The organism is Pseudoalteromonas sp. G5_S1_54_S4, from assembly GCF_054968565.1.
Genome location: NZ_JBQKUL010000125.1, coordinates 1 through 937 on the forward strand (window position 1 = coordinate 1; position 937 = coordinate 937).

Below are 937 nucleotides of genomic sequence, written 5' to 3' on the forward strand. Positions count from 1 at the left end.
AGTGGATTTTATTGATGCTTGCAGAGAGCATTACGGTGTCGAGTCAATTTGCAAGGAATTGCCGATTGCACCATCAACGTATTATTCTCATAAACAGATACAAAGAGAGCCTGAGCGACTGTCTAACCGCAAAAAGCGTGATGCTGAGCTGATAATACTCATTCGCGAAGTGTGGGAGGATAATATGTCAGTTTATGGTGCAAGAAAAATATGGAAGCAGCTACAGCTTGACGACCATCAAGTCGCCCGCTGTACAGTCGAACGATTGATGCGAGTTATGGGAATTCAAGGTGTTCGTCGGGGTAAAGCACATAAGACAACGATACCTGACGAGCAACAAGATAAGCCACTTGATTTAGTTAATCGTCAATTTACTGCTGAGCAGCCAAATCAACTTTGGGTAGCTGACATCACCTATGTTGCCACATGGAGTGGGTTTGTTTATGTCGCTTTCGTGATAGATGTTTTTTCACGATACATTGTAGGTTGGCGTGTATCAACGACAATGCACACAGAGCTTATTCTTGATGCGTTAGAGCAAGCTATTTGGCATCGTGGCAACCCCGAAGGGTTAATTCACCACAGCGACAGAGGCAGCCAATATTTGTCTATACGATACACTGAGCGACTTGCTGAAGCTGGAATTCAAGCGTCTGTAGGCAGTGTGGGTGACTCTTATGACAATGCATTGGCTGAAACAATAAATGGATTATTTAAAACAGAGATTATTCGCAGAAATGGCCCGTGGAAGAATGTTGATGCTGTTGAATACGCAACGTTAGAGTGGGTCAATTGGTTTAATAATCAACGCTTATTATCTTCAATTGGGTATATTTCACCAGCTCAATATGAAACAGACTACTATGATAATTTAAACGAGTCAGGTAAAGTGGCCTGACTTAAACAAACTGGTCTCCGATGAACTCGGGGCGATTCA

At 42.7% G+C, this 937-nt stretch carries 1 protein-coding gene; it reads left to right on the forward strand.

Going from position 1 to position 937, the window contains the following annotated elements; genetic code table 11:
• Positions 1 to 898: IS3 family transposase (locus ACTRWE_RS19210; protein WP_462880532.1), on the forward strand; the 898-nt coding region annotated here is incomplete at its 5' end.
• Between the last annotated feature and the right edge of the window lie 39 nt (positions 899 to 937).